Below are 24,919 nucleotides of genomic sequence, written 5' to 3'. Positions count from 1 at the left end.
GTGCCCCTCGCGCGGACGGGACGTCATGTCGGACTTCGTCGTCGGCGTCCTGCTGCACTTCCAGGGGCCGGGCGGGATCTACGGCCCCTCGTGCCAGGCCGTCACGGAACTCGCGGTCGCCGAGCTCAACGCCACGGGCGGCATCCTCGGGCGCCCGGTGCGCGCCGAGCTGCTCGACGCGGGACAGCCGCTGCCCCGGCTGCGGCAACGGCTCGGCGCCACCCTCGACGCCGGGCGGCTGCACGGCCTCACCGGCTGGCACACGTCGGCGGTGCGGAACGCCGTCGTGCCGCTGGTGCAGCGCCGGGTCCCGTACGTGTACCCGGCGGCCTACGAGGGAGCCGAGACCCGGCCCGGCCTGTACGTCACCGGCGAGGTGCCGTCGGCGCAGCTCTTCCCCGCGATCGACCGGCTGCGGGCGGAGACGGGGGCGCGACGGTGGTTCGTCGTCGGGGACGACTACGCGTGGCCGCGCGGCACGTACGCCGCGCTGGCCCCGCAGCTCGCCGCCCTCGGCGCGGGGTTCGCGGGCGCGCGCTTCCTGCCCGAGCAGGGCGCGAGCGCCGCGCAGCTCGGCGCCACGCTCGACGAGGTCGAGCTCTCGGGCGCCGAGGGCGTGCTGCTGCTGATGGTCGGGCAGAACGGGGTGCGGTTCAACCGCATGTTCGCCCGGCGCGGCCTGCACGAGCGGGTGGTGCGGCTCAGCACGCTCATGGAGGAGAACATGCTCATGGGCAGCGGGGCCGCCGCCACCGCGAACCTGTACTCCGCGGGCGGCTGGTTCCGCAGCCTGGCCACCGGCGAGGCCCTCGACCTCGTGGGGCGGTACACCGCGCACCACGGGCTGCACGCCCCGGCCGTGGGCGCCGCCGCGGAGGCCTGCTACGAGGGGATCCTCGCGCTGCGCTCCATCGTCGAGCACGCGGGCAGCGCCGCCGTCGCCGCGACCGACCGCTCGGTCGACGGCCTGGCGTACGAGGGGCCGCGCGGCCTCGTCCGGTTCCGCGGCAACCACGCCGAGCAGCGGCTCTACCTGGCGCGCGCCGACGGGTACGACTTCGAGCCGCTCACCGCGCTCTGACCTGCGGCGGGATCGGTGTGGGGCACGTCACGGCGCCGGCCGGAATCATGCGTCTGCATCTATCGGTTGAGGCAACCATGACCGAGACCCTGACGCAGCCGACTACGCCCCTCGCCGTCGGCGACGACGTGGCGGACCTCCTGTTCCGCGCCGCCCGTACCACCTCCCTGTGGACCGACGAGCCCGTCACCGACGAGCAGCTCACCTCCGCCTGGGACCTCGCCAAGTTCGGGCCCACCGCGATGAACACGCTGCCGCTGCGCGTGCTCGTGCTGCGCTCCGGCGAGGCGCGCGAGCGCCTCGTGGCCCACATGGGCGGCAACAACAAGGACCGCGTCGCCAACGCGCCCGTCTCGCTCGTGCTCGCCGCCGACCCGGCGTTCCACCAGCACCTCGACACCCTGTTCCCCGCCTACCCGGGCATGAAGGACCAGCTGGAGCCCGCCGCGGACGTCCGCGAGCAGATGGCCCGCAACAACGCCCTCATCCAGGCCGGGTACCTCATCGTCGGCCTGCGCGCCGCCGGCCTCGCCGCCGGCCCGATGAACGGCATGGACTTCGCCGGCGTGGACACCGAGTTCTTCGGCGAGTCCGGATGGAAGTCGTTCCTCGTCATCAACGTCGGCCACGCCGAGGGCGAGGGCTCCCCGTACCCGCGCGCCCCGCGCCTGTCCTTCGACGAGGTCGCGCAGGTCCTCTGACCCGCCGCCCCGCACCACGGTCGAGCCCGTCGAGATCCGTCCCGGCGGGCTCGACCCGTGTCCGGAGGGGCCCGAGGAGCCCGCGGACGGCTACGGGCGGTCGCCCACCGCCGCGGACCGGGTGTCGTCGTTCGACCACTGCGACCAGGACCCGGGGTACAGCGCCGCCGGGATGCCCGCGCACGCCAGGGCCGCGATCTCGTGCGCCGCCGTCACGCCGGAGCCGCAGTACACGCCCACGGACAGCACGTCGTCGTCGTCGCCACCGGCGCCCGCCGCGCTCAGGCCGAGGTCGGCGAACCGCGCCTCCAGCGCCTCGTCGTCGAGGAACGTGCCGTCGTCGCCCAGGTTCGCCGCGGTCGGCGCGCCGACGGCGCCGGGGACGTGCCCGGCGCGCGGGTCGACCGGCTCCGTGTCGCCCCGGTACCGCTCGGCGGCGCGGGCGTCCAGGAGCGTGCCCGTCTCCGCCAGCTCCCCCGCGTCGTCGGCGTCGAGCACGGGCAGGTGGCCCGGGCGCACCACGAGGTCGCCGGGCGCGTGCACGACGTCGCCGCTCTCCAGCGCGTAGCCCGCGCGCACCCAGGCCGGCAGGCCGCCGTCGAGGATGCGCACGTCGTCGACGCCGAAGAAGCGCAGCAGCCACCAGGCGCGTGCCGCGGACAGCCCGCCCACCGTGTCGTAGACGACCACGCGCGACCCGTCGCGCAGACCCCAGGCCCGCGCGCTGCGCTGGAACGACGACGCCGAGGGCAGCGGGTGCCGGCCCTCCTCCGGCGACGGCTCGGCCGCCAGCTCCGACTCCAGGTCCACGTAGACGGCGTCGGGCAGGTGGCCCTCGAGGTAGCGCTCGCGGCCGTCGGTCATGCCGAGCGCCCAGCGCACGTCGAGGAGCACGGGCGCCCCGTCCGCCGGGTCCGGCCCGGGGCTGAGGCGCAGGTCCGCGGCGAGCTCGGCGACGGAGACGAGCACCCGCGCGCGGGGCGTCCCGTCGGCGCTCACGAGGCGCTCCCCAGGTCCAGGCGCATGGTGAAGGCGTCCTTGTCCTCCGGCTGGTAGTACCGCTTGCGCAGCCCGATCCGCTCGAAGCCGAGCCGCTCGTACAGGGCCAGCGCCGGGTCGTTGTCCACGCGCACCTCGAGCAGGACGGCGCTCGCCCGCAGCGTGCGCGCGCGCTCCACGAGCGCCTCCAGCAGCGCGCGGCCGACGCCGTGCCGCTGGTAGAGCGGGTCCACGCCGATGGTCATGACCTGCGCGACGTCGCCGTCGAACCAGAGCCCCGCGTACCCCACCACGGGCTTCGGCCCGGCGCCGTACACGGCCACGGCGTCGGTCCCCGTGGGCTCGGCGACGAGGTACCAGCGGCCGAGGCCGGCCAGCTCGTCGGTGAGCATGCCGTACGTCCACGCCCCGGCGCCGAACAGCACCCGCTCCAGCTGCAGCACCCGGTCGAAGTCGGTGCTGCGCAGCGGCCGCAGGCGGCAGGACGGCGCGTACACGTGCTGCACGACGCGCGGCAGGCCGCCGGCGTCGGGCGCCGCGGGCCCGGCCTCCGGCGTGGCGGCCGGCTCGGCGGACGGCTCAGCGGCCGGCTCGGCGGCCGGCTGGTCCGTGGTCACGCCGGGCTCCCGGTGGCGGGCACGAGGCGGGCCGGAGCGGGCTCCTGCACGTCGGGCCGGCGCAGGTACAGCGGCTCGGTGGGCAGGTCCTCGCCGGCGGCCCGGCGGGCGAGCGCGAGCCGGGCCAGGACCGCGGCGTCGGGCACGAGCGGGGCGTCCTCGTCGGCGGGCAGGTGCTCGGGGTACAGCGTGGCGCCCTCCCCCACGACGACCAGGCGGCCGTCCGTCGGGGCGTCCTCGAGGCGCGCCCCGACCTCCGCGGCCTTGTCCACGCCCGGGCCCGCGAGCGTCTCGACGACCGGCACGCCGTGCGGGCCCTCGTGCGCGACGACGCGGTAGTGCGCCCAGTAGACCTCCTTGCGGCGCGCGTCGGTCGCCACGAGCACCTCGTCGCCCGGCGTCAGGCCCAGGTCGGCGACCGCCTGCACGGCGACCGCGTCGATGCTCGGCACGCCGAGCACGTCGATCCCGAGGCTCAGGGCGAGGGTGCGCGCGGTGACGAGCCCGACCCGCAGGCCGGTGAACGGCGCGGGCCCGGTGCCGGCGACGACGGCGGTGAGGGCCGAGCGGTCGAGCCCGGCCTCGTCGAGCACCTCGGCGACGAGCGGGCCGAGCGACTCGGCGTGCCGGCGACGCTCGTCGGCCGAGCGCGAGGCGAGCCGGGCGCCCGTCTCGTCGACGAGTGCGACGGCGACGGCTGCGGACGTGTCTAGAGCGAGAACTGCCACGGCCCCAGCCTACGGTTCCCCCGGACCGACCGCGGGACGCATCGAGCGTGCTGACTTGATCCTCAAACCTGAGGTTTGAGGATCAAGCCAGCACGCTCGATGCCCCTGGCAGGGTCAGCGCGCGGCGAGCGCCGCGAGGTCGACGCCGGCCCAGCGGTCACCGAGGCCGCGCAGGGTCGCGTGCCGGGTGCCGGCGCCCGGGTCGGCCTCCTCGGCGTCGGCGGCGGACGCGTCGGCGGCGCGGCCGCGCGGGCGCTCCAGGTCGATCTCCAGGCGGTCCTCCGTGAGCGCCTCGGCCAGGCCGCGGCCCCACTCGACGACCGTCACCGACTCCTCGAGCGAGGAGTCCAGGTCGAGGGCGTCCAGCTCGTCGAGGCTGCCGAGGCGGTACGCGTCCACGTGCACGAGAGCGGGCCCGCGGGTGCCGTCCTCCCGGGGCAGCGGCGGGTGCTCGCGCGCCACGATGAACGTGGGCGACGCCACCTGGCCCCGCACGCCCAGCGCGGCCCCGAGGCCCTGGGTGAGCGTCGTCTTGCCCGCCCCCAGGTCGCCCGTGAGGATCACGAGGTCCCCCGCCCGGAGCACGCCCGCCAGGGCCGCCCCCAGCGCGCGGGTGGCCTCCGCGTCCGGCAGGTCCGTCTCCGTCCGCACGACGACGTCGCTCACCGCTGCACTTCCTTCCTGGTCTCCGTGTCGGCCGCCGCGACGGCCGCCGTGTCGAGCCCCGTGTACACGCGCGCGGCGCGCGCTCCGATGCCCGTGACGATCTCGTAGCTGATGGTGCCCGCGGCGCGGGCCCAGTCCTCGGCGTTCGGCCGGGCCGCGCCGCGCTCGACGCCGTCGGACTCCCCGAACAGCGTCACGACGTCCCCCGCGCGCTCCGGCGCGTCGGGGCCGAGGTCGAGGACGAACTGGTCCATGCAGACGCGGCCCGCGACCCGCAGCACGCGCGCCTCGCCCGCCCCCGCCGGGCCGCCCCCGCCGACGGCCACCGGACCGCCGGCGCCGAGGTCGCCGCCCGACGCGTGCCGCTGGATGCCGTCCGCGTAGCCCAGCGGCACCACGCCGAGGCGCGTGGCCCGCGGCGTCGTGTAGTGGTGCCCGTACGACACGCCGTGACCGGCGGGCACGTCCTTGACCGTCGCGAGCCGGGCCTGGAGGGTCATCGCGCCCCGCAGCCCGTAGTCGCCGGGCGCGCCGAGCTGCGGCACGGGCGAGTGCCCGTAGACCGCGACGCCGGGACGCACGAGGTCGTGGTGCAGGCGCGGGTCGGTGAGCACGGCCGCCGAGTTGGCGAGGTGGCGCACCTCCAGGCTCAGCCCGGCGCCCTCGACGACGCGGACGGCGTCGTCGAAGGCCGCGGCCTGGAGGGCGATCGACGGGTGCCCGGGGTCGTCCGCGCACGCCAGGTGGGACATCACGCCCACCACGCGCAGCACGCCCTCGGCCTCCAGCGCGGCCGCGCGCCGCACGACGTCCGGCAGGTCCGCGGGCGTGATCCCGCTGCGCCCGAGGCCCGTGTCGACCTTGAGGTGCACCCGCGCGGGAACGCCCGCGGCGCGCGCCCCGGCGGCCACCTCGTCCAGCGCCCAGGGCGCCGCGACGCCCACGTCCACGCCCGCGGCGACCAGCCGGTCGAACGGCGCGCCGGGGGCCGCGAGCCAGGTGAGGACGCGGGAGTCCGCCGGCGTGATCCCGCCGGCGCGCAGCGCGAGCGCCTCGGCGGGCACCGCGGTGCCGAGCCACGTGGCCCCGCCCGCGAGCGCCGCCCGCGCCACCGGGAGCATGCCGTGCCCGTAGCCGTCCGCCTTGACCACGGCCATCACCGCGGCGGTCGGCGCGTGCCCCGCCAGCGCCCGCACGTTGTCGCGCACGGCCGACAGGTCGACGACGGCGCGCGCGAGGGCGTCGGCGGGGAAGGGCAGGTCCACGGCGGCGTCACCCGTGGGGGCGGTCGGGACCTCGGAGGGGACCTCGGTGCTCACGATCACCGATTCTCTCACCGCGCGACCGGGTTCCCGCCGTCGCCCCCGTCGGGGGCCCCGGGCCACTCCGCGAGCCGCCGCCGCGAGCGGAACTCCCGCGGCTCGCCGCTGAGCGGGTCGACGAACGCCAGCGAGCGCGAGAGCAGCTGCAGGGGCCGCGCCGGGTCGTCGGGCGCGTCCTCGCGCAGCTCCGGCCAGAACGTGTCGTGCAGCAGCGGCAGGCCCAGGGACGCCATGTGCAGGCGCAGCTGGTGCGTCCTGCCCGTGTGCGGCTCCAGCCGGTAGAGGCCCAGCCCGCGGGCGTCGTCCCGCGCGACGAGCGTCACCCGCGACTCGGCGTTCGGCTCCCCCGCCTCCTCCTGCGCCCGCACCACGCCGCGGTGCTTGACGATGCGCGAGCGGACTGTCGTGGTGCCGTCCACGTCGAGCGGGCTGCCCGGCGCGGGCAGCGCCGCCACCGCCTCGTACACCTTGCGCACGGCGCGGTCCTGGAACGCCGTCTGGTACGGGCCGCGCGCCTCGGGGCGCACGGTGAGCACCAGCACGCCCGCGGTGGGCCGGTCCAGGCGGTGCGCGGGCACCAGCTCCGGCAGGTCGAGCGTGGCGCGCAGGTGCACCAGCACGGTGCGCGTCACCCACCGCCCGCGCGGCATCGTCGCGACCAGGTGCGGCTTGTCGACCACCAGCAGGTCGTCGTCGCGGTGCAGCACCTCGAGCTCCGCGAGCGCGGGCACCTCGGGCTCGTCGGCGGGCGGGTCGCGGTACAGGTAGAGGAAGCCGCGCGGCTGGTAGGGGGTGGCGTCGTCGACGACGGCGCCCTCCCCCGTCACCACCTCGCCGGCGGCCAGCTTCTCGCGCAGCCGGTCGGCGTCGTGCGCGAACCGCTCCAGCAGGTACTGCGCGGCCGTCGCGAACCGGGCGGTGCTCGCCGCGTCGTGGGGCAGCACGAGCCGCGTCGGGTTGAGCCCGTCGCGCACCGGCAGCGGCGGGCGGTGCGGGCGGGGGCTGGGAGGCACGGCCCCATTCTCCCGGCTCCCGGCTCTCGGGGTGCGGGGGCATGATGGGCGCATGAGCCTCTACGACATCCCGTTCGAGCGCATGGACGGCACGACGACGACCCTCGCGGAGCACCGCGACGACGTCGTGCTGGTGGTCAACGTCGCCTCGCGGTGCGGGCTCACCCCGCAGTACGAGGCGCTGGAGCAGCTGCAGAAGGACTACGCCGACCGCGGCTTCACGGTGCTCGGCTTCCCCTCGAACCAGTTCCTGCAGGAGCTGTCCACCGACGAGAAGATCGCCGAGTTCTGCTCCACCACCTACGGCGTCACGTTCCCCGTGGTCTCCAAGGTCCGGGTCAACGGGCGGCACGCGCACCCGCTGTTCGTCGAGCTGAAGAAGACGCCCGACGACGGCGGGCACGACGGGCGCGTGCGGTGGAACTTCGAGAAGTTCCTCGTGCTGCCGGGCGCCGACGTGCACCGCTTCTCCCCGCAGACCGTGCCCGACGCCCCGGAGATCGTCGCCCTCATCGAGAAGGGGCTGCCCCGCTAGTCGGCGGCCCCGGCCCGGTCCGCCGACCGCACCCGCAGGTGCAGCCAGCGCTCGGTGACCACGTAGCCCAGCGCCTCGTTCGCGCGCCGCGACGCCACGTTGTCCCCGGCGCCCCCGGTGCCGAAGAGGGTGTGCCCGGCGTCGGCGAGCGCGAGGACGGCCGCCCCCTTGACGGCGGTCGCCAGCCCGCGGCGCCGCGCGGCCGCGCGCGTCACGGTGAGGTCGATGTCGACCCGGTCGCGCTCGGGGTACAGCACCGTCGCGGCGTCGAGCCGGCCGTCGGCGGCGAACGCCCCGAAGGCCCAGCGCTCCCCCGCCGCCAGCGCGGTGGCGAGGCCCGCGGCGTCGGGCACGTCGTGCGTGGTGGCGGCCGTCACGGGGTAGTCCGCCGCGGCGGTGGTGTCGAGCGCGACGAGCGCCGCGGCCTCCTCCGGCGCGAGGGCGCGGACCGCCCAGCCCGCCGACCGGGCGGCGTCGACGGCCGCGCGGCAGCCGGCCAGCACCTCCGGCGTGACGGTGAGGCGGGCGCCCCACGACTCGGACTCGACGCGCGCGCCGAGGTCCAGCAGCCGGGCGGCCTCGGGGTCGTCGGAGCGCAGGACCCGCACGGCGTTCTGGTTCGTCGTCATCGGGGCGCAGCGTAGCGGCGGCCCCGCGGCGGGACGGCTCACCGGGCGTCGAGCAGCGCCGCGACCTCGGCCGGCACGGCGTCGGCGACGTCGAGGGCGGCCACGGGGCCGCCCGGGTTGGCGCGGTGCGCGGCGCGGCCGTGCACGAGCGCCGCGGCGGCCGCCACCTCGGCCGCGAGCGCCGGGCGCTCGACCGCCTCCGTCGAGCGGGCCGCGAGCATCGCGCCCAGGACGCCGGCCAGCACGTCGCCGGCGCCCGCCGCCGCGAGCCATGCGGGCCCGTCGGCCTGCGCGTACGCCACGCCCTCCCCGACGACGACGGTCACCCCGCCCTTGAGGAGCACCGTCGCGCCCGTCAGCTCGTGGGCCCGGCGGGCCCAGCGCAGGGGCTCGGCCTCGACGTCGGGGCGGCGCACGTCCTCGCCCCGCGAGCGCAGCAGCGACGTGAGCTCGCCCGCGTGCGGCGTGAGCACGAACCACGGCGGCACCCGCTCGTCGAGCAGGCCGAGGCCGCCCGCGTCGACGACCGCGGGCACGGGCGCGCCCGCCGTCCCGGCGAGGCGGCCCGCCGCGGCCGCGAGCCCCGCCCGGCCCCGCTCGTGCTGCCCGTCGTCCTGGCCGGTGTCCTCGCCGTCGTGCGCGGCCTCCGGCCCGCCCGGCACGCCCGGCCCGACCACCCACGCCTGCACCCGCCCGGGCGCGGTGACGACCTCGGGGCGAGCGGTCAGCACCCGCCCGGCCACCGGCCCCGACCCGCGGTAGCGCACCATCCCCGCGCCCGCCCGCACCGCGGCGGTGGTCGCGAGCACCGCCGCGCCGGGGTACGTCGCCGTGCCCGCGACGACGCCGACCACGCCGCGGGTGTACTTGTGGTCCTCGGGCCCCGGCACCGGCCACGACCGCGCGACGTCGGCCGGCTCGAGGGTGCGCACCGCAGGGTCCCCCGGCAGGCTCAGGCCGAGGTCGACGACGCTCGGCTCCCCGGCGAGCGCGGCCGCCGGCGGCAGCAGCAGCCCCGGCTTGGCGGCGCCGAACGTCACGGTGCGGTCGGCCGCGAGCACCGGTCCGGCCACCGCGCCGTCGTCCACCCCGACGCCCGAGGGCACGTCGACCGCCACCACCCACGGCCGGCCCCGACCGGACGTGGTGACCGCGGCCCCGGGGCGAGCTCGCTCCTCGATCGCCCCCGCGACCGCGCTCACGAGGTCGGCGGCGAGCCCCCGCAGCGGGCCGCGGGCGCCGATGCCCACCAGGCCGTCGAGGACGGCGTCGGCCCGCGCGGCCGCCTCGGCCGCCGCGCCCAGGCCCCCGGGGGCGGCGAACAGCTCCATGACTCGCCCGCCCGCGCGCTCCAGCGCCGCGCGGCCGCCGGCATGGAACCGCTCGGCGACCAGCACGGCGGTGACCGCCAGCCCGCGCCGCGCCAGCACCGCGCCCGCGTGCAGCGCGTCACCGCCGTTGTTCCCCGCGCCCACCAGCAGCACGACCCGCGCGCCACGCACCGGGCCACGGCGCGCCGCCACGTCCCGCACGACCTGCGTCGCCAGGGCGAACGACGCCCGCTCCATCAGGGGCACGCCCGCCGCCAGCAGCGGCTCCTCGGCGGCACGGACGGCGGACGCGGGCCACGACGGGATCATGAGACGCATCCTGCCGTTCCCGCCCTGACGTCGCAGGTGGGGCATAGGCTCACACCCATGCGATTCGGACTCTTCATCCCGCAGGGCTGGCGCCACTCGCTCACCGACGTCCCCCCGGAACAGCACTGGGAGACGATGCTGTCTCTCCTCCACTACGCCGACAACGCCGCGGCCGGGGAGCCCCTCCCCGGAGGCCCGTGGGCCTGGGACTCCGTCTGGGTCTACGACCATTTTCACACCGTCCCGATCCCCAGCACCGAGGCCACGCACGAGGCGTGGACGCTCATGGCGGCGTTCGCGGCCGCGTCCCAGCGCGTGAAGCTGGGCCAGATGTGCACGTGCATGTCGTACCGGAACCCGGCCTACCTGGCGAAGGTCGCGTCCACGGTGGACGCGATCTCCGGCGGCCGGGCCCAGCTCGGCATCGGCGCCGGCTGGTACGAGCACGAGTGGCGCGCGTACGGCTACGGCTTCCCGCGGGCGGGCGAACGGCTGCGCGCCCTCGACGAGGGCCTGCAGATCATCACGCAGATGTGGCGCACCGGGTCGTCCGGGACGTTCGACGGCGAGACGTACCAGGTGGACGGCGCTCTCTGCTACCCGCAGCCCCTGCAGCGGCTGCCGGTGGGCGACGGCGGCGCCGAGGTGCCGAGCATCCCCGTGTGGGTCGCGGGCGGCGGCGAGAAGAAGACGCTCCGCATCGCGGCGCGGTTCGCGCAGTACACGAACTTCGACGGGTCGCCCGAGGGCTTCACGCACAAGTCGTCCGTGCTCGAGCAGCACTGCCGCGACCTCGGCCGCGACTTCGGCGAGATCACCCGGTCGGCCGACTACAACGTGGTCATCGGGGAGAACCAGGCCGAGATCGACGACCGGTTCGCGTGGATCGAGTCGCACTTCCGCAAGCACGCCCCCGGCGAGCGCGGCGAGGGCGAGATCGCGAGCTGGCGCAACGGTCCGCTCGTCGGGACGCCCGAGCAGATCGTGGAGAAGCTGACGGACCTCAAGGCCCGCGGCATGACGTACGCGATCACGTACTTCCCGAACGCCGCGGCCGACCGCGACGGGATCGAGCTGTTCCAGCGGCAGGTCATCCCAGCCCTGCAGGACTGACCTCGGCCGGTCCCCTGCCCGCGGCTCCGCGGGCGGGGGACCGCGTCGTCGTCAGACGGCGGGCTCGGCGACCCCGGGGCGGAGCAGCTCGTCGAACCGTCCGGTCGCGAACCGCACCAGCTCGTCGGCGTCGAACAACCGGCAGACGGCGCCACCCACGGTGAGCGTCGCGGTCGTCCCCCGCGCCTCGAACTCCGCCCCGACGACGGGGAACAGCGTGTCCAGGTCGTCCGCGACGTCCGCGGTCTCGACCCAGGCCCGCTCCCCCGCGACCAGCGTCGGGAAGCGGCGCAGCTTGCGGCGGTGGTGCGGGGTGCGCCCCTCGGCGTGGTGCAGGAACGTGTTGCGGTTGTGGCCGACGCCGATCAGGAGGACACGACCGCCGAGCGCACGGACCGCTCCGAACGGCGACGACTCCCCGACCCCGTAGGCCAGGCTCTGGCGCGCCACCACGCGCGACGCGGCCGGGCCGTGAGCCACGACCGACACCTGGGGGTGGCTGCTGCGCAGCGTGCCCTCGCGCGTCCGGAGCTCCTCCGCGACCGCACCCATCCGGCTGGGCGTCGCGGGGGTGAACAGGGGCACGGCGTCGCGCCTGGCCCGCACGTCCGGCGTCGGCGGCCCGGGAACCGTCGGGTCCGGGTCCGCGATCTGCGGCGTGAACGCCGGCATGACCAGCGTGCCCGAGACACCCACCGCTTCGCACAGGCTCTCGACGACGGTGGCCGCACCCCCGGCGACGGGCCCGAAGGCGGACAGGGACGCGTGCACCAGGAGCACGTCCCCGGCGCGGACACCGAGCGCGCGCCAGCCGTCGAGGATCTCGTCGCGGCCCAGTGCCTCGGATGTCACCATGCGCCGATCGTGCCGTACGGCTCCGACACCGGCCCGCCGGCTCCGTCAGCCCTCCGCGACCACCATGGCGGAGGCGATGCCGGCGTCGTGGGAGATGGACAGGTGCCAGGCCTTCACGCCGAGCTCGTCGGCCCGCGCCTGCACGGTGCCGCGCAACTCGACCTCCGGGGGCCCGCCGATCACGCGGTGCACGGTGGCGTCGTGCCAGTGCAGGTCGCCGGGGGCGCCCAGGGCCTTGGCGATGGCCTCCTTCGCGGCGAACCGGGCCGCGAGGGACGACGCCGGGAGGTCCCGCTCCGCCTCGGTGAAGAGCTTCTCCCGCAGGCGCGGCACCCGCTCGACGGTCGCCATGAACCGGGCGACGTCCACCACGTCGATGCCCACGCCGATGATCATGCGCACAGCCTAGGTCCGCGGCTGTCGGTGCCGTCACCTACCGTGCCCGCCATGACCGACCTCCCCGCCCCGCTCCACCACGTCGAGCGGGGCGCGGCCGCGGCGCCCGGCACGCCGACCGTGGTGCTGCTGCACGGGTTCCCCGTGGACCACCGCCTCATGCTCACGCCGTTCGAGAGCGCCTTCGCCGCCCGTCCGGGCTGGCGCCGCGTCTACCTCGACCTGCCCGGGATGGGCGCCAGCCCGCCGTCGGGGGTCGGGTCCACCGACGACGTGCTGGCCGCGGTCCGCGCCACGATCGACCGGCTCGTGCCCGGGCCCTACGTCGTGGTGGGCGAGTCGTACGGCGGCTACCTGGCGCGCGGGCTCGTGGCCGCCGACCCGGAGCGGGTCCGTGGGCTCGCGCTCGTGTGCCCGTTGGTCGTGCCGGAGCACGAGCGGCGCGACGTCCCGCCGCACCGGGTGCTGGTCCGCGACGCCGGCCTGCTGCGCGACGTCGGCGCGGCAGCCCTCGATGCGGAGGACGTCGGCGTGGTGCAGACCCCGGAGACCTGGCGCCGCACGCAGGCGGAGGTGACCCCGGGGCTGGAGGCCGCCGACCCGGAGACGGTCCGCCAGGTCGGGGCGCACTACGCGGGCACGTTCCCGGTCGAGCCGCGCCCCTACGACCGGCCGGCGCTCCTGCTGCTCGGCCGGCAGGACGCCGTCACCGGCTACCGCGACGCCTGGCGGCTCCTCGAGCACTACCCGCGCGCCACGTTCGCCGTGCTGGACCGCGCCGGGCACAACCTGCAGATCGAGCAGCCGGAGCTGTTCGACGCCCTCGTCCGCGAGTGGCTCGACCGCGTCGAGGAGGCGGGCGCGGCCGGGTGACCGCGCCGCGGGCTCAGCCCGGCGGGCGGACACCCGCCTCGTCCTGCGGCTCCACCAGGTGGCGCCAGCGGAACCACTTGCGCTCCACCTCCGCCTCGAGGTCGACGTCGAAACGGCGGGCGACGAGCAGCAGCTGCGCCAGCACGTCGGCGAGCTCCGCGCGGAACGCCGCGTCGACCTCGCCGTCGCCCTCGCCGCGGTCCCGCGACCGCCCCGACCGCGCGAGGTAGGCCTGCGTGAGCTCGCCGACCTCCTCGTGCAGCTTCAGCACGAGCCAGTCGTCGGTGCGCGCGACGCCGAACCTCCGCTCGTACACCCGCGAGATGATCTCGACCTCGTCGCCCAGCGCCGTGAGTTCCACGCCCCCACCCTAGGGACGAGGGCGACCGCCCCGTCGTGCCCGACACCCCGGCACGCCCGTTTCCCGCCCCGAGTTGCGGGACGAACCGGTGACTCGGGCAGAATCGTGCAGGTGGCACCGCAGTCCTCCGACACCGCACCCGGCACCGCACCGCAGCCGCTGGGCGAGCACCTGACCCGGCTCGCGCCGGCGTCCCCGTACGTCGACCTCGATCGCGCGGCGTGGAGCCGCCTCTCGGCGTCGACCCCGCTCCCGCTGACCGACGCCGACGTCGAGCGGCTGCGCGGCCTCGGCGACCCGATCGACCTGGCCGAGGTGGACGCCGTCTTCCGGCCCCTGTCCCGGCTGCTCAACCTGTACGTGGCCGCGAGCGCCGGGCTGCACCGCGCCACGTCGACGTTCCTGCACGAGGAGCCGCCGCGCACGCCGTACGTCATCGGGGTCGCGGGCTCGGTGGCGGTCGGGAAGTCGACGACGGCGCGCATCCTGCGCGAGATGATGGCGCGCTGGCCGGACACCCCGCACGTCGAGCTGGTCACCACGGACGGCTTCCTGTACCCGAACGCGGAGCTGCAGCGCCGCGGGATCATGGACCGCAAGGGCTTCCCGGAGTCGTACGACCGGCGGGCGCTCATCCGGTTCCTGTCCCGCGTCAAGGCGGGGCAGGCGGAGGTGCGCGCCCCCGTGTACTCGCACGTCGTGTACGACATCGTGCCGGGCGAGGAGGTCGTGGTGCGCAAGCCCGACGTCCTCATCGTCGAGGGGCTGAACGTGCTGCAGCCGGCGCGCCCGTCCGCGGTGGACGAGTCGACGGTCGCGGTGAGCGACTTCTTCGACTTCTCGATCTACGTCGACGCCCGCACGCGCAACATCCGCCAGTGGTACGTGGAGCGCTTCCTGCAGCTGCGCAAGACGGCGTTCAGCCGGCCGGAGTCGTACTTCCGGCGCTACGCGGACCTCTCGGACTCGGAGGCCACGGAGCGGGCGCTGTCCATCTGGGAGTCGATCAACGCGCCGAACCTGGAGCACAACGTGCTGCCGACGCGCGGCCGGGCCACGCTCGTGCTGACGAAGGGCTCGGACCACTCGGTGCAGCGGGTGCGGCTGCGCAAGCTCTGAGGCGGCCGCGGGGCGTCAGGCCGCGCGGCTGGTCGGCTCGGTCTCGGCGTCGTCGTCCTCGTCGGCCGGCACCGGCACGACCTTCGCGGGGCCGGCGACGCGCTGCACCACCTGGTCCACCAGGACGCCGAGCAGGATGCCGGCGACCACGCCGGCCACCATCGCGAGCAGCGGGTTGTGGCCGAGCCAGGACGCGGCCGCCAGACCGATCAGCATCGAGTAGACGCCCCACGTGACGGCGGCGATCCCGGAGTAGACCATGAACCGGCGGCGCGGATAGCCCACGGCGCCGGCGGTCATGTTGACGGCGACCCGGCCGATGGGCACGTAGCGGGCCGCGAGGATGAACGACGCGCCCCGGTGGTCGAGCGCGTGCCGCGCCCACTCGACGGACCTGCGCCCGCGCGCGGAGCGCAGGAAGGCGAAACGCTCGGTGCCGACGGAGCGGCCGATCTGGTAGGCGATCTGGTCGCCCGTCCATGCGCCGGCGATGGCGAGCGCGAGCACGCCGGGCAGCCACGGCACGCCCTCCGTGTGCGCCAGGACGGTGAGGGTGATGACCACCGACTCGCTGGGGATCGGCGGGAAGAACCCGTCGATCGTGGCGAAGACGTACATGGCCGGGTAGATCAACGCGGACGCGCCCAGGTCGAGGATCCAGCTCTCCAGCTGACCCAGCATCGTCGACAGAGTCTCCAGCAACTGTCCCTCGGTTCGTCGGCCGGGAGGGGGCCTCCGGCGGTCGCTCGACGCCGGACGGCGTCACAGGTCCCAGCCTAGGCAGAACCGGGGCACAGGCTGCATGGGGAATTCCCCCGGTTCCACCCTGAGCGCCGAATGTTCACCCCTGTTCCACAAGGCGCGGCTCCACGACCGGGCCGTAGCGCACGAGGTTCTCGTTCGACGTCAGGGTCCGCAGGTGCGCGTGGTCCAGGTAGAGCTCGCCCGCGAGGTGGTCGGTCTCGTGCTGCACGATGCGCGCCGGCCAGCCCGTGAGGACCTCGTCGATCGGCGCCCCGGTCTCGTCGCGGCCGGTGAGCCGGACACGGCGGTGGCGCGCCACGACGGCCTGCCAGCCGCTGACCGACAGGCAGCCCTCGTGGAAGGCCGCGCGCTCCGGCTCGCCGTCCGGGCCGGGCGCGGGCTCGTACCGCGGGTCGACGAGCACCCGGAAGGGCAGCGGCGTCCGCTCGCGCGGGTCGTCCGCCTCGGTCCCCGCGTCCTCGACGACGGCGATCGCCAGCCCGAGGCCGATCTGCGGCGCGGCGAGCCCGACGCCCGGCGCGGCGTGCATCGTGCGCCGCATCGCCTCGACGAGGCGCGGCAGCACGTCGCCGAGCTGCCCCGTGTACGGGGCGGCGACGGCCCGCAGGACAGGGGCGCCGGCCTGCACGATCGGGAGGATGCCGGTGCCCGGCCCGTCCCCGGCCGCGTCGGCGCGGTCCAGCAGGTCGACGACGGCGGCGCGCAGCGCCTCGTCGGCCGGCCCGCCATGGGCGGGGTTGGCCGGGCCGGTCACGTCGTCGGTCACCGGGTCGGTCACAGCGCCAGGCGGTCGCGCACGACGGCGGCGAGCGTGTTCGCCACGCCGTCGGCCTGCGTCTGGCTGGCGGCCTCGACCATCACCCGCACGAGCGGCTCGGTGCCGGACGGGCGCAGCAGCACGCGGCCGGTGTCGCCGAGCTGCGCCTCGGCGCGCTCGACGGCGGCGCGCACGCCCTCGTCCTCGCCCGCGCGCGCCTTGTCCACGCCCTTGACGTTGACGAGCGTCTGCGGGAGGCGCGGGACGTCGCCGGCGAGGTCCGCCAGGCGGCGCCCGCTCGACTTCACACGGGCGGCCAGGTACAGGGCGGTGAGCACGCCGTCGCCGGTCGTGGCGTGGTCGGCCAGGATGATGTGGCCCGACTGCTCGCCGCCGAGGCCGTAGCCGTGCGCGCGCATCTCCTCGAGCACGTACCGGTCGCCCACGCCCGTCTGGATCGTGGCGATGCCGGCCTCGCGCATCGCGAGCAGCAGGCCCAGGTTGCTCATCACCGTGACGACGAGGGTGTCCGAGGGCAGCCGCCCCTCCTCCTTGAGCGCACGGGCGAGGATGCCGAGGATCTGGTCCCCGTCGACGAGCACACCGCCGTGGTCGACGGCGAGGCAGCGGTCCGCGTCGCCGTCGAACGCGACGCCGAAGTCGGCCTCCGCCGCCACGACGACCGCCTGCAGCTGCTCGGGGTGCGTGGAGCCGGCCTTCTCGTTGATGTTGCGGCCGTCGGGGCTGGCGTTGATGACGACGACGTCGGCGCCGGCCTCGCGCAGCGCCTCCGGGCCCACCTGGCTGGCGGCGCCGTTGGCCGCGTCGACGGCGATGCGCAGGCCCTCCAGGGGCCGCACGTCAGGCGTCGTGCCGATGCTGGCCACGAGGTGCTCCACGTACTGCTGCGCGGCGATCCCGGTGTCGGAGCGCATGCGCCCGACGTCGGCGCCGGTGGGGCGGTCCCACTCCTGGCCGAGGCGCGCCTCGATCTCGTCCTCGACGTGGTCGGCCAGCTTGTAGCCGCCGCGGGCGAAGAACTTGATGCCGTTGTCGGGCATCGCGTTGTGCGACGCGGAGATCATCACGCCGAGGTCCATGTCCATCGCACCCACGAGGTGAGCGAGGGCCGGCGTGGGCAGCACGCCGAGGTTGACCACGTCCACTCCGGAGCTGGCGAGCCCGGCGCTCACGGCGGCCGACAGGAACTCGCCGGACGCGCGGGGGTCACGACCCACCACGGCGCGCGGGCGGTGCCCCGCGAAGTCCCCGGACGTGCCGAGGACGTGCGCCGCCGCGCTCCCGAGCCCGAGGGCCAGGTCGGCGGTGACGTCCCTGTTGGCGAGGCCACGGACCCCGTCGGTGCCGAACAGTCGCACGATGTCTCCTCCTCCGGGCGCGGCGGGAGCTCCGCTCTGGCGCCCACGACGTCCACGGTCGGACGCCGCACCGATCGTAGCCGGACGTGCGGACGGCCCCGCCGGAGACTTCCGACGGGGCCGTCCTTGCGCTGACGCTCCTGTCGACAGGAGCGCTCGATCAGCGCTTCGAGTACTGAGGCGCCTTGCGGGCCTTCTTGAGACCGGCCTTCTTGGACTCGACCGCACGCGGGTCACGCGTGAGGTAGCCGGCCTTCTTCAGCGCGGGGCGGTTCGCCTCGGAGTCGATCGCGTTGAGCGCGCGGGCGATGCCCAGGCGCACCGCACCGGCCTGGCCCGAGGGGCCACCACCGGAGATGCGGACGATGACGTCGAAGCGGCCCTCGACCTCGACCAGCTTCAGCGGCGAGTTGACGAGCTGCTGGTGCACCTTGTTCGGGAAGTAGTCCTCGAGGGTGCGACCGTTGATCTTCCACGTCCCGGTGCCGGGGACGAGGCGCACGCGCGCCACGGCCTCCTTGCGGCGACCGACGGCCGCGCCGGGAGCGGTGATGGACTGGCCGCCGTCCGCGACGGGCGCGGCGGACTCAGAGGTGTAGGTGCTGGGCGTGTTCTCGTCCAGCTCGGTGTCGACGGTGGTCTCGGCCACTGTGAATCCTTCGCTTTGCATCCGGCAGCGGCTCAGGCCTGCTGCGAAACCTGGGTGATCTCGAACGGCTTGGGCTGCTGCGCCGCGTGCGGGTGCTCCGCGCCGCGGTAGACCTTCAGCTTGCCCAGCTGGTCGCGACCGAGGGTGGTCTTGGGGAGCATGCCGCGCACGGCCTTCTCCACGGCCCGCTCGGGGTTCTTCTCGAGGAGCTCGCCGTAGGCCACGGAGCGCAGACCGCCCGGGTAGCCGGAGTGGCGGTAGGCCAGCTTGGTCTCCCGCTTGTTGCCGCTCAGGGCGACCTTGTCCGCGTTGATGATGATGACGAAGTCACCGCCGTCGACGTGCGGGGCGAAGGTCGGCTTGTGCTTCCCGCGCAGGAGAGTGGCGACCTGGCTCGCGAGGCGGCCGAGGACGACGTCGGTCGCGTCGACGACGTACCAGTCGCGCTGGACGTCGCCGGGCTTGGGGGTGTACGTACGCACGGTTGCGTCACCTTTTCGTGTTCGGTGTCGTCGGGCGAGAAGCGGCGCCCGAAGAGTCAGGTTGTTGTGCGCGGGTGCTCCGGGTGGCGTCCTGGCCGGGGCATCGTCGGTGCGAGTGGGCGCGCTGACGACGCGGGACGCCGGAGGCATAGCACAACGACGAGCCAGTTTAGCGGCCGTCCGGTACACGGGTCAAAGCGAGCCCCGTCACGCCGGCGCGGGGCCGCGCGCGGGGCCGCGAGCCGGGTCAGCGGCGGCCGCCACCCAGCAGCCCGCCCAGGCTGCCCAGCACCCCGCCGACGTCGAGCCCCCCGCCGGACGAGGCGCCCGACCCGCCGCCGAGCAGCCCGCCGAGCAGGTCCCCGAGGCCGCCCGCTGCCGGGTTCTCGGCCCCGGACCCGGCGGAGCCGTCCGCCTGACCGCCTGCGCCGAGCTTCTTGGACAGGAACGACAGCGCGAGCGGCGCGAGGATCGGGAGCAGCTTCTGCAGCACCCCCGGGTCCGTGCCCGCGGCCCCCGACACCTGCGCCACGACCTGGTCCTTGTGCGCGCCGAACACATGGTCGACGATCTTCGCGCCGTCGGCGGTGTCGACCTGGGCGACGTCGACCCCGCCCTCCACCAGGCCGGGGTCGTGCCGGCTCAGGGCGCCGGCGAGCGACCGAGCGCCCGCGGGGTCGTCCGCGTTCGCCTTCAGCCCGCCGAACAGCGCGGGCAGCGCGCCCCCGACGGCTCGCCGGGCCTGGTCGGCGTCGACGCCGAGCTCCCCGGCGATCTGGTCGATCGGGAGCTCGGAGAGCAGGTCGTCGATGGATGCACCGGCCATGGTGGGCTCCTCAGTCGTGCCGCGCCCGGCGGGCGGACCTGCGAGCCACGCTAGCGGCCGCCGGAGGCCCTGCAACCGGGTGCCCGCCGGGCCCGGCCCTCGTTGCAGGGGCGCCGTTCCGGGTGCACCGTGGTGGCATGACCGACGCGACACCCGGCACGGCCCCGGACCCCGAGACGGGGGCCGAGGGCGACGAGGACCAGCTCCCCCGCGAGGACACCCTCGGGGACCCCGACCTGGACGACGTCCTGGACGAGGGGTACTCGCCCCTGGAGCGCTCCAGGTCGAACCACTGGGGCGAGACGGCCTGGGAGGAGTCCGCCGGCGAGCCGCTGGACCAGCGCCTGGCCGAGGAGCAGCCGGACTACTGGGAGCTCGACCCGCTCGACCGCCCGGACACCACCCGCGCCGGCCGCCTCACCGAGGACCGCGACGCCGACCCGGGCGAGGACGGTGGCCGCGACAACGACCTCTACGGCGAGGACGCCGGCATCGACGGCGCCGGGGCCAGCGCCGAGGAGGCCGCCGTGCACTGGGTCGAGGAGCCCTGAGCGTCCCCGACCGACCCCCGCCGGGCCCGCGACGTCAGTCGACCTCGCCCGGGTCCCGCCTCGCCCGCACGCGCTCGGCCCGGGCGGCGAGCTCGTCGTCGTCCGGGTAGGCGACGCGCTCCAGCACGAGCCCGCGCGCCGCGACGACACCGGCGGCGGCGGACCTCGACCGCCCCGCCAGCACGGCGGCGGGGTCGTCCGGCGAGCGGCGCCCCTCCCCCACCGCCAGCGACATGCCGACCAGGGCCCGCACCATCGAGTGGCAGAACGCGTCCGCCTGCACCGTCGCCACGGCCAGCCCCGCGTCCGGGCCGCCGGTCGGCCGGTCCCACGACAGCTCGGTGAGCTCGCGGATGGTCGTCGCGCCCTCACGGGGCTTGCAGAAGGACGCGAAGTCGTGCAGCCCGACGAGCGGCTGCATCGCCCGGTGCATCGCCTCCACGTCCAGGGGCCGCCGGTTCCACAGCACCCAGTCCCGGCGCAGCGGGTCGCGCAGGGCCGGGCGGTCGGCCACGCGGTAGGCGTAGCGGCGGTGCAGCGCGGAGAAGCGCGCGTCGAAGCCGTCGGGCGCAGGGGCGGCACCGTGCACGACGACGTCGGGCGGCAGGACGCCCGCGAGGCGGTCCGCGAGGGCCACGCCCGGCTCCCGGTCGGAACGGCCCGGCATGGCCTCCCACCGCTCGCGCGGGAGGTCGACGTGCGCGACCTGGCCCCGCGCGTGCACGCCGGCGTCCGTCCGGCCCGCGACGGTCAGCCGCGGCCGGGGCAGGCCGAGCGGCTCCGTCCGCAGGATGGTCGCGAGGGCGTCCTCGAGCGTCCCCTGCACGGTGCGCAGGCGCGGCTGGGTGGCCCAGCCGGCGAAACGGGTGCCGTCGTAGGCGAGGTCGAGGCGCACCCGGAGGGTGTCGGCAGGAGGTGTCGGCGTGCTCACCGACCCATTGTGGCCGGATGATGTCCCGTGATGGTCGACTCAGGCGCCACGGCGCACACCCCCGGACCCCGGCCCGACGGCACCCCCGCCGACGTGCTCACCCTCGCCGTCGACTGCGGTGGCGGTGGCATCAAGGCCGCCGTGCTCGACTCCGCGGGCACGGCGCACGCCACCCCGGTCCGCGTGCCGACGCCCTACCCGCTGCCCCCGCAGCTGCTCCTGGAGACCGTGGCGGACATCGCCGGGCGGCTGCCCACGGCGCACCGGGCGACGCTCGGGATGCCGGGCATGATCCGCCACGGCGTCGTCGTGCACACGCCGCACTACATCACCCGGTCCGGCCCCCGGTCGCGGGTGCTGCCCGAGCTCGTGGAGGCCTGGGCCAGCTTCGACGTCCGCGGCGCCCTCGCGCGCCGCCTCGGCATGCCCGCCCTGGTGCTCAACGACGCGGAGGTGCACGGCGCCGGCGTCGTCGCGGGGTCGGGGATGGAGCTCGTGCTCACGCTCGGCACCGGGCTCGGCTCCGCGCTGTTCGACGGCGGCCGCCTCGCCCCGCACCTCGAGTGGTCGCACGCGCCGTTCCGCCGCGGGGCGACGTACGACCAGTACATCGGCGAGCCGGAGCGCCGCCGCCTCGGCGACGGCCTGTGGTCGCGCCGGGTGGTCGCGATGGTCGACGGGCTACGACCGGTCTTCCGCTGGGACCGGCTCTACCTCGGCGGCGGCAACTCGCGCCGGATCACGCCCGCCGCTCTCGACCGCCTCGGCGACGACGTCGTCGTCGTGCCGAACTCCGCGGCGCTGGTCGGCGGCGCGCGGGCCTGGGACCTGCCGCTCGCCTGAGGACCGGCCGCCCCGCGCGAGCGCCGCGGCCGCCTCGAGCACCACCCGGGAGAAGGCCACGGGCGCGTCGAGGCTCACGAGGTGCCGGGCGTGCGGCACGACGACCAGGCGCGCGGGCGCCCCGCCCGCGCGGGCGACCGCCACGAACGCCCGCTCCTGGGTCCGGAAGTGGTCGTACCGGCCGTTGACGATCCACACCGGGCTGTCCGCCGCGGCCAGCGCCCCGAGCGCGTCGGCGGGCGCCAGCTCCCGCAGCACGTCGCTCATGACCTCCAGCGCGAAGCCGCCCGCCCCCATGTCCTGAGCGCTCGCCTCGTCGAGCGCGAGGCGGACGAGGGACGCGTTTAGGCCCTCGCCGGAGTCGGGCCAGCCCTCGATCCACCGGGCCACGGACAGCCACGCCGGGCGCACCTGCGACGTGGTGGCCGTGCTGCACGACGCGGCCACGAGGCCGGCGCTCTGCGCGGGGTGCCGCGCGCGGTGCTCGATGGCGACGTACCCGCCGAGGGACAGCCCGACGACGAGCGCCCGACCCCCGGCCGCGTCGACGGCGACGCGCACGGCGTCCACCGCGCCGTCGAGCGTGAACCGCTCGCCGCGGCGGGCGCCGTGCCCGGGGAGGTCGATCGCCGCCGCCGGGACGCCCGCGGCGGCGAGGGCCTCGAGCTGGCGTCGCCACATCGTGCGCGACGTCCGCGATCCGTGGACGAGGACGACGGGCACGCCGGCTGCTCCCATGACCCCCACGGTAGCCACGGGGCTCGGCCCGGGGACGACGGAGCCCCGCACCACCCGGGGGTGGAGCGGGGCTGCGTCGTGCTCTCGTCAGAGCTCAGGCGCCAGGATCAGGCGTCCTTCGACTCCTCGGCGGGGGCCTCGGTGGCCTCGGCGGGGGCCTCGGTCGCCTCGACGGCGGCCTCGTCCTCGACCTTGGCGGGCTTCTCGTCGGCCTTGGCAGCCTTCTCGGCGGCCTTCGTGGCCTCCTTGACGACGGCCTGCTTCGGGCTCACGGGCTCGGTGACGAGCTCGATGACCGCCATGGGCGCGTTGTCGCCCTTGCGGTTGCCGATCTTGGTGATGCGCGTGTAGCCACCGTTGCGCTCGGCCATGGCCGGGGCGATCTCGGTGAACAGCGTGTGCACCACGGACTTGTCGCGGACGACGGTCAGCACCCGACGACGAGCGTGCAGGTCACCGCGCTTGGCGAAGGTGATGAGGCGCTCGGCCAGGGGGCGCAGGCGCTTCGCCTTCGTCTCCGTGGTGGTGATGCGGCCGTGCTCGAAGAGCGACGTCGACAGGTTCGCGAGGATCAGTCGCTCGTGAGCCGGGCTGCCACCGAGCCGCGGACCCTTGGTGGGGGTAGGCATTTCTGGTTCTCCTTGAGGGTGGTTCCGCGCCGCGCGGCCCGGTCAGGTCGAGCGGGCTGCTGCGGGCGCGGAGACGTCAGTACGACTGCTCGTCGGTGTACGTGGCCTCGTCGTCCCCACCGCTGAAGTACGCGGCGCTGGACGGGTCGAAGTCGAGCGGCGAGTCCTTCAGCGAGAGGCCCAGCTCGGCGAGCTTCTCCTTGACCTCGTTGATGGACTTCGCACCGAAGTTACGGATGTCGAGCAGGTCTGCCTCGCTGCGCGCCACGAGCTCACCCACCTGGTGGATGCCCTCGCGCTTGAGGCAGTTGTACGAGCGGATCGTGAGGTTGAGCTCCTCGATCGGCAGCGCCAGGTCCGCGGCCAGCGCGGAGTCCGTCGGCGACGGGCCGATCTCGATGCCCTCGGCCTCGACGTTCAGCTCGCGGGCGAGGCCGAAGAGCTCGACGAGCGTCTTGCCGGCCGAGGCGAGCGCGTCGCGCGGGGCGATCGCGGCCTTCGTCTCGACGTCGACGATCAGCTTGTCGAAGTCCGTGCGCTGCTCGACACGGGTGGCCTCGACCTTGTACGTGACCTTGAGGACCGGCGAGTAGATCGAGTCGACGGGGATCCGACCGATCTCGGCCTCGTCGTTCTTGTTCTGCGCCGCGGACACGTAGCCACGGCCGCGCTCGACGGTGAGCTCGATCTCGAGCTTGCCCTTGTCGTTCAGCGTGGCGACGTGCAGGTCCGGGTTGTGCACCTCGACGCCCGCCGGCGGCACGATGTCCGCGGCGGTGACCACGCCCGCACCCGTCTTGCGCAGGTACATCACGACGGGCTCGTCGTTCTCCGAGGAGACGACGAGGTTCTTGATGTTGAGGATGATCTCGGTGACGTCCTCCTTCACACCCGGCACGGTGGAGAACTCGTGGAGCACTCCGTCGATGCGGATGGAGGTGACGGCCGCGCCCGGGATGGACGACAGGAGGGTCCGGCGCAGGGAGTTGCCGAGCGTGTAGCCGAAGCCAGGCTCGAGCGGCTCGATGGAGAAGCGCGAACGGTACTCCGAGATGACCTCTTCGGTCAGGGAGGGGCGCTGTGCGATCAGCACGGTCAGGTCCTTTCAGTGTGCGTCCGCCATATGACGCATCACGGATCCGCGAGAGCTCGCGGCCCCGGGGCGGGACTCGGTCCACCCGCCCGGGCAGGCTGCGGCGCCGTGCGGGGCCCGGGGCCGATCACTCGGCCCCGGGCCTCGACGACGTCGGGAAAGTCAGACGCGGCGACGCTTCGGGGGGCGGCAGCCGTTGTGCGCCTGAGGCGTCACGTCCTGGATCGAACCGACCTCGAGGCCGGTCGCCTGCAGGGAGCGGATCGCGGTCTCACGACCGGAACCCGGGCCCTTGACGAAGACGTCGACCTTCTTGACACCGTGCTCCTGGGCGCGGCGGGCGGCCGACTCGGCGGCGAGCTGCGCGGCGTACGGCGTGGACTTGCGGGAGCCCTTGAAGCCGACGTGGCCGGCGGACGCCCACGAGATCACGGCGCCCGACGGGTCGGTGATCGAGACGATCGTGTTGTTGAAGGTGCTCTTGATGTGCGCCTGGCCGAGCGGGACGTTCTTCTTGTCCTTGCGGCGCGGCTTGCGCGCGGCCGTGGCACGAGTCTTGGGAGGCATGTGTTCTCTGATCTCCTGGTCTGATCGGACCGGGGCGGTTCAGCTCGGGGAGCCGACCGCA

At 75.4% G+C, this 24,919-nt stretch carries 29 protein-coding genes and 1 pseudogene; 8 read left to right on the top strand and 22 right to left on the bottom strand.

Annotated elements, in window-relative coordinates; translation table 11 throughout:
- Nucleotides 1-25: 25 nt before the first annotated feature.
- Both ACFU5J_RS05735 and ACFU5J_RS05730 read left to right on the top strand, forming a co-directional pair.
- The gene (locus ACFU5J_RS05735) at nucleotides 26-1,081 is read left to right on the top strand and encodes a substrate-binding domain-containing protein (protein ID WP_430578075.1); all 1,056 of its coding nucleotides are present in this window, start codon (nucleotides 26-28) and stop codon (nucleotides 1,079-1,081) included.
- 77 nt (nucleotides 1,082-1,158) lie between these two features.
- Nucleotides 1,159-1,782, top strand: a complete 624-nt coding sequence (locus ACFU5J_RS05730) for a malonic semialdehyde reductase (protein ID WP_430578074.1) — start codon at nucleotides 1,159-1,161, stop codon at nucleotides 1,780-1,782.
- A 90-nt stretch (nucleotides 1,783-1,872) separates the two neighbouring features.
- On the opposite strand, the gene ACFU5J_RS05725 is transcribed toward ACFU5J_RS05730, so the two are convergent.
- From ACFU5J_RS05725 to ACFU5J_RS05700, 6 genes are all read right to left on the bottom strand, one after another.
- A complete protein-coding gene (locus ACFU5J_RS05725) occupies nucleotides 1,873-2,781 on the bottom strand; it encodes a sulfurtransferase (protein ID WP_430578073.1) in 909 nt (302 codons plus the stop codon).
- Nucleotides 2,778-3,278, bottom strand: a complete 501-nt coding sequence (gene rimI / locus ACFU5J_RS05720) for a ribosomal protein S18-alanine N-acetyltransferase (protein ID WP_430578128.1) — start codon at nucleotides 3,276-3,278, stop codon at nucleotides 2,778-2,780. The genes ACFU5J_RS05725 and rimI overlap by 4 nt, the downstream gene beginning before the upstream one ends.
- 116 nt (nucleotides 3,279-3,394) lie before the next feature.
- Nucleotides 3,395-4,126, bottom strand: coding sequence for a tRNA (adenosine(37)-N6)-threonylcarbamoyltransferase complex dimerization subunit type 1 TsaB (tsaB, locus tag ACFU5J_RS05715; protein WP_430574625.1), 732 nt, complete (start codon nucleotides 4,124-4,126; stop codon nucleotides 3,395-3,397).
- Between the two features lie 114 nt (nucleotides 4,127-4,240).
- Complete coding sequence (gene tsaE, locus ACFU5J_RS05710) at nucleotides 4,241-4,792, bottom strand: tRNA (adenosine(37)-N6)-threonylcarbamoyltransferase complex ATPase subunit type 1 TsaE (RefSeq protein WP_430574624.1); 552 nt, start codon at nucleotides 4,790-4,792, stop codon at nucleotides 4,241-4,243.
- Nucleotides 4,789-6,051, bottom strand: a complete 1,263-nt coding sequence (gene alr, locus ACFU5J_RS05705) for an alanine racemase (RefSeq protein WP_430578127.1) — start codon at nucleotides 6,049-6,051, stop codon at nucleotides 4,789-4,791. The genes tsaE and alr overlap by 4 nt, the downstream gene beginning before the upstream one ends.
- 74 nt (nucleotides 6,052-6,125) lie before the next feature.
- Complete coding sequence (locus tag ACFU5J_RS05700) at nucleotides 6,126-7,127, bottom strand: pseudouridine synthase (protein ID WP_430578072.1); 1,002 nt, start codon at nucleotides 7,125-7,127, stop codon at nucleotides 6,126-6,128.
- Between the two features lie 52 nt (nucleotides 7,128-7,179).
- Between ACFU5J_RS05700 and ACFU5J_RS05695 the strand changes: the two genes are divergently transcribed.
- A complete protein-coding gene (locus ACFU5J_RS05695) occupies nucleotides 7,180-7,662 on the top strand; it encodes a glutathione peroxidase (protein WP_430574622.1) in 483 nt (160 codons plus the stop codon).
- Here the strand turns inward: ACFU5J_RS05695 and ACFU5J_RS05690 are convergent.
- Complete coding sequence (locus ACFU5J_RS05690) at nucleotides 7,659-8,291, bottom strand: acetyltransferase (RefSeq protein WP_430578071.1); 633 nt, start codon at nucleotides 8,289-8,291, stop codon at nucleotides 7,659-7,661. The genes ACFU5J_RS05695 and ACFU5J_RS05690 overlap by 4 nt on opposite strands.
- Nucleotides 8,292-8,329: 38 nt before the next feature.
- Nucleotides 8,330-9,931, bottom strand: coding sequence for a bifunctional ADP-dependent NAD(P)H-hydrate dehydratase/NAD(P)H-hydrate epimerase (locus ACFU5J_RS05685; RefSeq protein WP_430578126.1), 1,602 nt, complete (start codon nucleotides 9,929-9,931; stop codon nucleotides 8,330-8,332).
- A 57-nt stretch (nucleotides 9,932-9,988) separates the two neighbouring features.
- Between ACFU5J_RS05685 and ACFU5J_RS05680 the strand changes: the two genes are divergently transcribed.
- On the top strand, nucleotides 9,989-11,044 hold the full coding sequence (locus tag ACFU5J_RS05680; protein WP_430578070.1) for an LLM class F420-dependent oxidoreductase: 1,056 nt from the start codon (nucleotides 9,989-9,991) through the stop codon (nucleotides 11,042-11,044).
- 51 nt (nucleotides 11,045-11,095) lie between these two features.
- On the opposite strand, the gene ACFU5J_RS05675 is transcribed toward ACFU5J_RS05680, so the two are convergent.
- Nucleotides 11,096-11,899, bottom strand: coding sequence for an aminoglycoside N(3)-acetyltransferase (locus ACFU5J_RS05675; protein WP_430578069.1), 804 nt, complete (start codon nucleotides 11,897-11,899; stop codon nucleotides 11,096-11,098).
- A gap of 45 nt (nucleotides 11,900-11,944) precedes the next feature.
- Nucleotides 11,945-12,295: a holo-ACP synthase gene (locus tag ACFU5J_RS05670; protein WP_380319364.1), complete on the bottom strand. Its 351-nt coding sequence runs from the start codon at nucleotides 12,293-12,295 to the stop codon at nucleotides 11,945-11,947.
- A 51-nt stretch (nucleotides 12,296-12,346) separates the two neighbouring features.
- On the opposite strand from ACFU5J_RS05670, the gene ACFU5J_RS05665 reads away from it, so the two are divergent.
- On the top strand, nucleotides 12,347-13,168 hold the full coding sequence (locus tag ACFU5J_RS05665) for an alpha/beta fold hydrolase (RefSeq protein WP_430578068.1): 822 nt from the start codon (nucleotides 12,347-12,349) through the stop codon (nucleotides 13,166-13,168).
- Between the two features lie 13 nt (nucleotides 13,169-13,181).
- On the opposite strand, the gene ACFU5J_RS05660 is transcribed toward ACFU5J_RS05665, so the two are convergent.
- On the bottom strand, nucleotides 13,182-13,529 hold the full coding sequence (locus ACFU5J_RS05660) for a pyrophosphatase (RefSeq protein ID WP_430574616.1): 348 nt from the start codon (nucleotides 13,527-13,529) through the stop codon (nucleotides 13,182-13,184).
- A 159-nt stretch (nucleotides 13,530-13,688) separates the two neighbouring features.
- Between ACFU5J_RS05660 and coaA the strand changes: the two genes are divergently transcribed.
- Nucleotides 13,689-14,648, top strand: a complete 960-nt coding sequence (gene coaA / locus ACFU5J_RS05655) for a type I pantothenate kinase (protein WP_430575356.1) — start codon at nucleotides 13,689-13,691, stop codon at nucleotides 14,646-14,648.
- A 15-nt stretch (nucleotides 14,649-14,663) separates the two neighbouring features.
- Here coaA and ACFU5J_RS05650 read toward each other — a convergent pair whose 3' ends face one another.
- From ACFU5J_RS05650 to ACFU5J_RS05625, 6 genes are all read right to left on the bottom strand, one after another.
- Nucleotides 14,664-15,329 (bottom strand): DedA family protein, encoded by a 666-nt coding sequence (locus tag ACFU5J_RS05650; RefSeq protein ID WP_430574615.1) that lies wholly within the window; start codon nucleotides 15,327-15,329, stop codon nucleotides 14,664-14,666.
- Between the two features lie 160 nt (nucleotides 15,330-15,489).
- On the bottom strand, nucleotides 15,490-16,191 hold the full coding sequence (locus ACFU5J_RS05645; protein WP_430578067.1) for a peptide deformylase: 702 nt from the start codon (nucleotides 16,189-16,191) through the stop codon (nucleotides 15,490-15,492).
- Entirely contained in the window at nucleotides 16,188-17,552 is a 1,365-nt protein-coding gene (gene glmM / locus ACFU5J_RS05640; RefSeq protein ID WP_430575355.1) for a phosphoglucosamine mutase, read from the bottom strand. Before glmM ends, ACFU5J_RS05645 begins: the two co-directional genes overlap by 4 nt.
- A 157-nt stretch (nucleotides 17,553-17,709) precedes the next feature.
- Nucleotides 17,710-18,198, bottom strand: a complete 489-nt coding sequence (gene rpsI, locus ACFU5J_RS05635; RefSeq protein ID WP_430574613.1) for a 30S ribosomal protein S9 — start codon at nucleotides 18,196-18,198, stop codon at nucleotides 17,710-17,712.
- A 32-nt stretch (nucleotides 18,199-18,230) separates the two neighbouring features.
- On the bottom strand, nucleotides 18,231-18,680 hold the full coding sequence (gene rplM, locus ACFU5J_RS05630; RefSeq protein WP_430574612.1) for a 50S ribosomal protein L13: 450 nt from the start codon (nucleotides 18,678-18,680) through the stop codon (nucleotides 18,231-18,233).
- Nucleotides 18,681-18,927: 247 nt separating this feature from the next.
- Nucleotides 18,928-19,506 (bottom strand): DUF937 domain-containing protein, encoded by a 579-nt coding sequence (locus ACFU5J_RS05625; protein WP_430578066.1) that lies wholly within the window; start codon nucleotides 19,504-19,506, stop codon nucleotides 18,928-18,930.
- 137 nt (nucleotides 19,507-19,643) lie between these two features.
- Here ACFU5J_RS05625 and ACFU5J_RS05620 point away from each other — a divergent pair, with 137 nt between their 5' ends.
- Nucleotides 19,644-20,057, top strand: a complete 414-nt coding sequence (locus tag ACFU5J_RS05620; protein ID WP_430574610.1) for a DUF5709 domain-containing protein — start codon at nucleotides 19,644-19,646, stop codon at nucleotides 20,055-20,057.
- Between the two features lie 34 nt (nucleotides 20,058-20,091).
- On the opposite strand, the gene truA is transcribed toward ACFU5J_RS05620, so the two are convergent.
- Complete coding sequence (gene truA, locus ACFU5J_RS05615; RefSeq protein ID WP_430574609.1) at nucleotides 20,092-20,988, bottom strand: tRNA pseudouridine(38-40) synthase TruA; 897 nt, start codon at nucleotides 20,986-20,988, stop codon at nucleotides 20,092-20,094.
- Nucleotides 20,989-21,018: 30 nt separating this feature from the next.
- On the opposite strand from truA, the gene ACFU5J_RS05610 reads away from it, so the two are divergent.
- A complete protein-coding gene (locus ACFU5J_RS05610) occupies nucleotides 21,019-21,831 on the top strand; it encodes an ROK family protein (RefSeq protein WP_430574608.1) in 813 nt (270 codons plus the stop codon).
- A 108-nt stretch (nucleotides 21,832-21,939) separates the two neighbouring features.
- Here the strand turns inward: ACFU5J_RS05610 and ACFU5J_RS05605 are convergent.
- From ACFU5J_RS05605 to rpsK, 4 genes and pseudogenes are all read right to left on the bottom strand, one after another.
- A pseudogene (locus ACFU5J_RS05605) lies at nucleotides 21,940-22,512 on the bottom strand (alpha/beta fold hydrolase); the annotation flags it as partial.
- A 164-nt stretch (nucleotides 22,513-22,676) separates the two neighbouring features.
- Nucleotides 22,677-23,198: a 50S ribosomal protein L17 gene (rplQ, locus tag ACFU5J_RS05600; protein WP_430574607.1), complete on the bottom strand. Its 522-nt coding sequence runs from the start codon at nucleotides 23,196-23,198 to the stop codon at nucleotides 22,677-22,679.
- Nucleotides 23,199-23,274: 76 nt separating this feature from the next.
- Nucleotides 23,275-24,291 (bottom strand): DNA-directed RNA polymerase subunit alpha, encoded by a 1,017-nt coding sequence (locus ACFU5J_RS05595; RefSeq protein ID WP_380243303.1) that lies wholly within the window; start codon nucleotides 24,289-24,291, stop codon nucleotides 23,275-23,277.
- A 162-nt stretch (nucleotides 24,292-24,453) separates the two neighbouring features.
- A complete protein-coding gene (gene rpsK, locus ACFU5J_RS05590; protein WP_380321664.1) occupies nucleotides 24,454-24,858 on the bottom strand; it encodes a 30S ribosomal protein S11 in 405 nt (134 codons plus the stop codon).
- Nucleotides 24,859-24,919 lie beyond the last annotated feature (61 nt).

The sequence above is a fragment of the Isoptericola sp. NPDC057559 genome, assembly GCF_042801555.1.
In the GTDB taxonomy this organism is placed as follows: domain Bacteria; phylum Actinomycetota; class Actinomycetes; order Actinomycetales; family Cellulomonadaceae; genus Isoptericola.
Note: the sequence above shows the minus strand (reverse complement) of the source record. Positions and strands in the feature narration are given on the sequence as shown.

What these genes read in the sequence shown, in the direction of transcription:
- ACFU5J_RS05675 (WP_430578069.1), bottom strand. Translation starts at nt 11,899, where the DNA reads ATGGTGACATCCGAGGCACTGGGCCGCGACGAGATCCTCGACGGCTGG.
- ACFU5J_RS05680 (WP_430578070.1), top strand. Translation starts at nt 9,989, where the DNA reads ATGCGATTCGGACTCTTCATCCCGCAGGGCTGGCGCCACTCGCTCACC.
- ACFU5J_RS05695 (WP_430574622.1), top strand. Translation starts at nt 7,180, where the DNA reads ATGAGCCTCTACGACATCCCGTTCGAGCGCATGGACGGCACGACGACG.
- ACFU5J_RS05625 (WP_430578066.1), bottom strand. Translation starts at nt 19,506, where the DNA reads ATGGCCGGTGCATCCATCGACGACCTGCTCTCCGAGCTCCCGATCGAC.
- ACFU5J_RS05665 (WP_430578068.1), top strand. Translation starts at nt 12,347, where the DNA reads ATGACCGACCTCCCCGCCCCGCTCCACCACGTCGAGCGGGGCGCGGCC.
- rplQ (WP_430574607.1), bottom strand. Translation starts at nt 23,198, where the DNA reads ATGCCTACCCCCACCAAGGGTCCGCGGCTCGGTGGCAGCCCGGCTCAC.
- ACFU5J_RS05685 (WP_430578126.1), bottom strand. Translation starts at nt 9,931, where the DNA reads ATGATCCCGTCGTGGCCCGCGTCCGCCGTCCGTGCCGCCGAGGAGCCG.
- ACFU5J_RS05735 (WP_430578075.1), top strand. Translation starts at nt 26, where the DNA reads ATGTCGGACTTCGTCGTCGGCGTCCTGCTGCACTTCCAGGGGCCGGGC.
- ACFU5J_RS05690 (WP_430578071.1), bottom strand. Translation starts at nt 8,291, where the DNA reads ATGACGACGAACCAGAACGCCGTGCGGGTCCTGCGCTCCGACGACCCC.
- rpsK (WP_380321664.1), bottom strand. Translation starts at nt 24,858, where the DNA reads ATGCCTCCCAAGACTCGTGCCACGGCCGCGCGCAAGCCGCGCCGCAAG.
- ACFU5J_RS05650 (WP_430574615.1), bottom strand. Translation starts at nt 15,329, where the DNA reads ATGCTGGGTCAGCTGGAGAGCTGGATCCTCGACCTGGGCGCGTCCGCG.
- ACFU5J_RS05670 (WP_380319364.1), bottom strand. Translation starts at nt 12,295, where the DNA reads ATGATCATCGGCGTGGGCATCGACGTGGTGGACGTCGCCCGGTTCATG.
- ACFU5J_RS05610 (WP_430574608.1), top strand. Translation starts at nt 21,019, where the DNA reads ATGGTCGACTCAGGCGCCACGGCGCACACCCCCGGACCCCGGCCCGAC.
- ACFU5J_RS05730 (WP_430578074.1), top strand. Translation starts at nt 1,159, where the DNA reads ATGACCGAGACCCTGACGCAGCCGACTACGCCCCTCGCCGTCGGCGAC.
- ACFU5J_RS05620 (WP_430574610.1), top strand. Translation starts at nt 19,644, where the DNA reads ATGACCGACGCGACACCCGGCACGGCCCCGGACCCCGAGACGGGGGCC.